Origin of the sequence: Polymorphobacter sp. (genome assembly GCF_051860865.1) — a bacterium.
GTDB lineage: Bacteria > Pseudomonadota > Alphaproteobacteria > Sphingomonadales > Sphingomonadaceae > Sandarakinorhabdus.
In genome coordinates, this window is the sequence record NZ_JBIMKZ010000116.1 from 1 (window position 1) to 5656 (window position 5656).

Here is a 5656-nt window from a genome sequence, read left to right on the forward strand (position 1 = left end):
AGACATGCCGGGTTGCCGCCTGGGCTAGGCCGGCAGTCAGCACGGTAATGGCGAGCGCCAGCACCAGCGGCCCCTGCCAGGGCGTCAGCCGCGCCAGCCAGCCGGCGGGCACACCATCTTCGCCGCGTGCCACGATAGCACCGGCGCCTGACAGGGCTTCGGCAAGGAAGCCTGCCAGCGCCCACCAAAGCTTTTCTCCCATCGCGCCCGCCAGCCCGGCAGCGGTGATCACGGCCGCAGCCGGCGCCAGCTCTTTCGGTGCCCAAACATTGCCCTCCTTCAGCGCATCGGCACGGCGCTTGGGGGTAGCGGCCTGACTCTTGTCCTCCTCGCTCATGACAGGACGCCTGGCAGCAGGGCGCCCGCCGCCTCCAGCGTGATCCGGGCGCGGCTGACCAGCCCTTCGAGCAGCAGCGGCAATGTCCAGACCATCAGCAGCAACAGCAGCGGCGGGCCGATCGCCAGCGCGCCGAGCTGCGGCGCTGCGCGCACCGCCAGCGCCACCACCAGATTGCCGACCAGCAGCAGCCCGACCACCGGCAGCGCCATCCGCAAGGCGCCCTCGAACATCACGGCGCCATAGGCCGCCAGTTCGCCGAGCCCAACGGACGCCAGCTCGACACTGCCCGGCGGCAGCACGCCGCCTCCCAGCACCATGCTGCCGAGGAAGCTCAGATGGCCGTCGGTCGTCAGCCAGGCGAGGGTAACGATCATCGTGAAGAAATTGCCGATCACCGAGACGTTGCCGACGGCGGTGGCGAAGCTGGCGAAGCCGAGCCCGATGATGCTGGCCGCCACCTCGCCGGCCAGCGCAGCAGCGGCAAAGGCCACCGCCACCGCCAGCCCGGCCAGCAGCCCGGCCAGCACCTCGCCCGGCAGCGCTTCGAGCCCGAGCGTGGCTGGCGCATGCGGGCCAAAGGCCGTGAAAACCGCCAGCGCGCTGACAATCGCCAGCCGCGCCGCCCAGGGCAGGACCGCGCCGGCCATCGGCGGCAACAGCGCCAGCATCACCAGCGGCCGAACGCCTGCCATGGTGAAGCGGATCAGCATGTCCAGCCCGTCAAAGGCGGTCCCGGCGATCATCGGATGGCGCCGACCATGTCGATCAGGCCGCTTTCGAGGAAATTGGCCAGCCCGGTCATCACATGCTCGCCAGCGATGCCGATGACCGCCACCAATGTCAGCAGCTTGGGCAGGAACGACAGGCTCTGTTCGGACACCGAGAGGATGGTCTGTACCAGCCCGACGACGATCGCCACCACCAGCACCGGCAGCAGGAAGGTGGCGGCGCTGGAGGCGAACAGCAGCACGGCATCGCGGGTCAGCGCCGACATCATCCGGTCGTCCGGCATGTCCGCCATCGCCTGGACGAGGAGCGGAACGCGCATCAGCCGCCGCCGAAGCTCTTGGCCAGCGCGCCGAGCACCAGTGTCCAGCCGTCGACCATTACGAACAGCGCCAGCTTGACCGGCAGGCTGACGGTGGCCGGCGACACCATCATCATCCCCATCGACATCAGGATCGACGAGACGATCAGGTCGATGATCAGGAACGGCAGATAGATGACGAAGCCGATCTGCAGCGCCGTCTTCAGTTCCGATGCCACAAAGGCCGGCAGCACCACCGGCAGCGGCACCTCGGCAGGCACGGCGAAGGGGCCGGCGCGGGCGATCTCGGCGAACTTGCGCAGATCGGCCTCGCGGGTCTGGGTGAGCATGAAGCCCTTCAGCTCGTCGCCGGCAATGCCCAGCGCGATGTTGGCCGGCATGGTGCCGGCGACTAGCGGCTTGTAGGCGCCGTCGTGAATCCGCTCGAGGCCAGGGCGCATGATGAACAGGGTCATCAGCAGCGCGATGCCCACCAGCAGCTGGTTGGGCGGACTCTGGCCGAGGCCCAGCGCCTGGCGCAGGATCGCCAGCACGATGACAATGCGGGTGAAGCAGGTCATCATCAGCAGCGCCGCCGGCAGCAGCGTCAGGCTGGACATTACCAGCAGGATCTGGATCGCCGACGACAGGCTTGGCAGCGCTTCGCCCAGCGAGTTCGGCAACGCCGGCACGGTGGGCACGGCCTGTACCATCGGCAACCAGAACGTCATGCGTCGGGCTCGGCCGGCGCGTCGGCAAGGCTGACAAGGCCGGTGCGCGCCTGGCCGATCAAATGGCGGCGGCCGCCGAACTCGACGACCAGCAGCCGGCTACCCGGTCCCAGCGGCAATGCCTGAAGCACCCTGGCATGACGGCGTGCCTCGCCGGCCAGCGCCAGGCTTTTCAGGCCGCCGCCGAGCAAGGCGCGCAGCCGGGCCAATTGCATGCCCCCGCCGCTCGTCATCCGGGCGTTCCGGGCATGATCTCGGTAAGCTTGACGCCGAACCGGTCGCCGACCGCGACAATTTCACCGCGCGCGATCAGCCGATCGTTGATCAGCACATCGACCGGCTGGTCGACCCGTCGGTCGAGCGTATGGACGCTGCCCGGCTGGAGCGCAAGCACATCGCGCAGCGGCAGCCGCACCGCACCGACCTCGACCGACAGCCGCACGGCGATGCCGCCGAAGGCGCCAAGGTCAAGCGCCGGGCCTGCGAGCGGATCGATGCTGTCGTCATCGGCCTGGAGGCCACCGGGGGAAAAGGCATTCATCAGCGACTTTCCTTCTGCGATAAATCGAGCGCCACCAGCAGCGCTTCCTGTCGGCCATCCGGGCGCGAGCTGAGGCTGACCCGGCCGATGGCCTGGCCATCCATCCGCAGCGCCATGTCGGAGGCCGGGGCGATGGTGATGATCTGGCCAGGGCGCAGCGGCAGCAGCGCCAGCAGCGACATCTCCGCCGCCGCCAGCTCGACCGCCAGCCGCATCGGCACGTCGCCCAGCCCTCGCAGCATGCGCGGGTGCGGGCTCGGCGCCAGCCGCTGCGGTACGTGACGGACCGTGGGGGGACGCAGCCACAGGCCGTCCTCGACGCCATGCGCCAGCGCCGTCACCGCCAGGCTCACGAGGCCGCGCGGCCACAATTCGGAATCGGCGACCGCGGCAGCGACGGCGGCCAGCAACCGCTCGCGATAGGCTGCCAGCACATCACCACCGGCCACAGGCGTATCCGCACGAGGCGGCGTGCCGCCAAGCCGGATCGTCAACAGCAGCGACGCGAACTTGAGGCCGCCTTGGCCGTCGATGGCTTCCGCTTCGGTCTCGGTGGCCGGCACCAGCTGCACCTTTGTGCCAAGCAGGCCTGCCAGCGCGGCGCTGACGGAACCGACCAGCGGCCCCAGGTCGGCAGTGCTGGCCGGGGCGGCACTGGCCGGCGGAATAAAGCTGTCGATGACGGGATGGTCGACAAAGGCCTCTGACCGGATGCGCAACTCGCTCACTGGATCACCATCGACACGAACAGCACCTCGTCGACGGTGCCGGCGACGCCGCGTTGGCGCAGCACATTGTTGATGATGTCCTTCAGCCGCACGCGCAGCTGGTCCTTGGCGTCGCGGCTGGCGATGTCGGTCTCGCCGAGGTCACCGAGCGCGGCGAGCACCGCAGAGACGATCGCCGGCTTGTGCAGCGCGATCGCATCGACGACGGGCTTGCCTCCCAGCGTCGAGACCGACAGCCGCACCTGCAGATAGCGTCCCGTATCAACGAGGTTGGTGGTAAACGCCGTGTCGATCTCGACATATTCGACCGGCATTGCCGGCGACGCGGCCGCCTCTGAGCCATGGCCAGCGGCCGGCGCAGCGCCCAGCATCGGTCCGCCGAACTTCATGACTCCCACGGCCGCGCCCAACCCGGCGGCGGCCGCGGCGGCGATGAAGCCGATGGCAAGCACCAGCATCTTGCCGACACCGGATTTGCCCTTGGCAGGCTTGGCCTTGGCATCGGCGGCAGGACTGGGGGCATTGGCCATTGACGGTCTCCGGATCAAGCGAAGCGATCGGCGGCGCGACGGCGCGGCGCGACCAGGGATGGTTCATCAACGGCGGCCGGCGACGGCGATGCAGCGGAGCGGGACGCCAACATTGCCTGCGAGCGCTGCTCGGGGGTCGGCTGTTGCTGGCCACCACCCTCGCGGGAGGCGGCGCTGCGGCCATCCGGCTCGCCGACGGCGCTGCGATCGGCGGCACTGACCTGAATCGAGGCCAGGCGGACTCCCTGGTCGGACAGCGCGACGGAAAGGTCATCGGCACGGGCCAGCGCGCGCTCGCCCGCTTCCGCCGGCATCGCCAGCGCCAGCTGCAATGCCTGCGGCCCGCCGGAAAGCGCCATCCGCACCGGCCCCTGCCCGGCACTGTCGAACGACATGGACAGCGGCTGCGTCGCCGCCAGCGCGGCACCCACCCCATCGTCGACCGGGCGGGCGCCCCCCTGCCCTGCCATTCGCGCATCGACGGTAAGCACGGTGCGCGCCGCCTCGACCGTCGGCAGCGGCAGCACGGTGCCCACGGGCGGCACTAGCGGCGACGGGCTGTCTGCGGATGGCAGGGGTTCACGGTTCGACGGAATCAGGCGCACGGTGCGCGACTGCACGTCGGGGACAGGCGGAAATGGAACGACCGCTGCGGACGAGCGTGGTTCGGGTGGGGCCGCATGCGAGGGCGTGGGCGAGAGTGTTGGAAGGGGCCTGGGCGTGGGTGCGACAGCGACCGCAACAGGCTCGGCAATGGCAGGCATTTGCGCCTCAGCTGGAGCCACCGCCGCGGTTGGCACCAACGGCGGCACTGAGGGCGGCGGCGCGCTGGCTGTCGGCGCCGGAACCGAAGCAGCTCGGTCGGCGCGCGGTGCCTCGAAACGCGGCAAGGCCGGCGGCAGCACAGGCATTGCCGCCGTGATGGCAACGCGAGGAAGCGGGTCCAACGCAGTCGGCAGAGGGATTGACTGGGCCAGCGGCTGCGGCAGCTGGACAACAATCGTCTCGTCGACGGCGGCGGTGTCCGGATTGTCGCCAAGCGGCGGTACGATAATATGCTTGTCGCCCATCGGCACGTCATCGGCAGCCGGCAGTTCGATGGAAAGCAGCGGCACGGCCTGAACCGGCGACGGCGGGACCGGGTGTGGCGGCGGGATCATGCCATGCTGGACTACGGACACTCGGGGCGGGAAGACGTCGTCCGCCATTATCGGCGGCAGCGCGTGCCAATCGGAAAGCAGGGCGAGGCGGCTCGGTCTGACGACCTCCGGCGGCGACGACGGCAGGACCGGGGCAGCGAGGATATCGAGCGTGGTCGGGTCTTCGCGCTCGGCCGAAGTCAGGGTGATGTCCGCCGTAACCGACGCGTCCGGCGAGACTGGCGGCAGCAACGTGTCGAGCAGTGACGCAAAGCCCGTCGCCGGCGTCGCCTCTCCGGCCGACAACACGGGTGCCGGCGAAACCGGAAGCTCGGGCACGAAGAGGCCGGCAACGTCCATCATTCGCCCTCCTGCTCGGCGCGGCGGGCAACGGCGGCGTCGACGGCGGCGCGGGCGCGGGCCAGGGCATCGCCGAGCCGGGCACGCTCCTCGGCGGTGCCGCCCAGCCGGCGGCTGACATCCTCGGCCAGGCGCAGCAGCATCGCATCGCTGGCCAGCCGCGCCTTCAGCTCGCCGGCTGCGACCGGGCCGGGCCGGGCGCCGCCCTGGGCCAGCAGCGTGCGGACCCGAGACAGCAGCCCGGCCTCGCTCAGCTGGCG

10 protein-coding genes are annotated in these 5656 nt (G+C 70.2%); all 10 read right to left on the reverse strand.

Features of this window, described 5'->3' with window-relative positions:
* On the reverse strand, nucleotides 1-337 hold a 337-nt coding region (locus ACTIFJ_RS14725), incomplete at its 3' end, for an EscU/YscU/HrcU family type III secretion system export apparatus switch protein (RefSeq protein ID WP_439534864.1).
* Nucleotides 334-1083 carry a flagellar biosynthetic protein FliR gene (locus tag ACTIFJ_RS14730; RefSeq protein ID WP_439534865.1) on the reverse strand — a complete coding sequence of 250 codons (750 nt, stop codon included), beginning with the start codon at nucleotides 1081-1083 and terminating at the stop codon, nucleotides 334-336. The genes ACTIFJ_RS14725 and ACTIFJ_RS14730, both read right to left, overlap by 4 nt.
* The gene (locus tag ACTIFJ_RS14735; RefSeq protein WP_439534866.1) at nucleotides 1080-1388 is read right to left on the reverse strand and encodes a flagellar biosynthetic protein FliQ; all 309 of its coding nucleotides are present in this window, start codon (nucleotides 1386-1388) and stop codon (nucleotides 1080-1082) included. Before ACTIFJ_RS14735 ends, ACTIFJ_RS14730 begins: the two co-directional genes overlap by 4 nt.
* Nucleotides 1388-2098, reverse strand: coding sequence for a flagellar type III secretion system pore protein FliP (gene fliP / locus ACTIFJ_RS14740; RefSeq protein ID WP_439534867.1), 711 nt, complete (start codon nucleotides 2096-2098; stop codon nucleotides 1388-1390). Before fliP ends, ACTIFJ_RS14735 begins: the two co-directional genes overlap by 1 nt.
* Nucleotides 2095-2313, reverse strand: coding sequence for a flagellar biosynthetic protein FliO (locus ACTIFJ_RS14745; RefSeq protein WP_439534868.1), 219 nt, complete (start codon nucleotides 2311-2313; stop codon nucleotides 2095-2097). The genes fliP and ACTIFJ_RS14745 overlap by 4 nt, the downstream gene beginning before the upstream one ends.
* A gap of 14 nt (nucleotides 2314-2327) precedes the next feature.
* A complete protein-coding gene (fliN, locus tag ACTIFJ_RS14750) occupies nucleotides 2328-2639 on the reverse strand; it encodes a flagellar motor switch protein FliN (RefSeq protein ID WP_439534869.1) in 312 nt (103 codons plus the stop codon).
* Complete coding sequence (locus tag ACTIFJ_RS14755) at nucleotides 2639-3367, reverse strand: FliM/FliN family flagellar motor switch protein (protein ID WP_439534870.1); 729 nt, start codon at nucleotides 3365-3367, stop codon at nucleotides 2639-2641. Before ACTIFJ_RS14755 ends, fliN begins: the two co-directional genes overlap by 1 nt.
* On the reverse strand, nucleotides 3364-3897 hold the full coding sequence (locus ACTIFJ_RS14760; protein WP_439534871.1) for a flagellar basal body-associated FliL family protein: 534 nt from the start codon (nucleotides 3895-3897) through the stop codon (nucleotides 3364-3366). Before ACTIFJ_RS14760 ends, ACTIFJ_RS14755 begins: the two co-directional genes overlap by 4 nt.
* 14 nt (nucleotides 3898-3911) lie before the next feature.
* Entirely contained in the window at nucleotides 3912-5399 is a 1488-nt protein-coding gene (locus ACTIFJ_RS14765; RefSeq protein WP_439534872.1) for a hypothetical protein, read from the reverse strand.
* The coding region (locus ACTIFJ_RS14770) for a hypothetical protein (protein WP_439534873.1) at nucleotides 5396-5656 on the reverse strand (261 nt) is incomplete at its 5' end. The genes ACTIFJ_RS14765 and ACTIFJ_RS14770, both read right to left, overlap by 4 nt.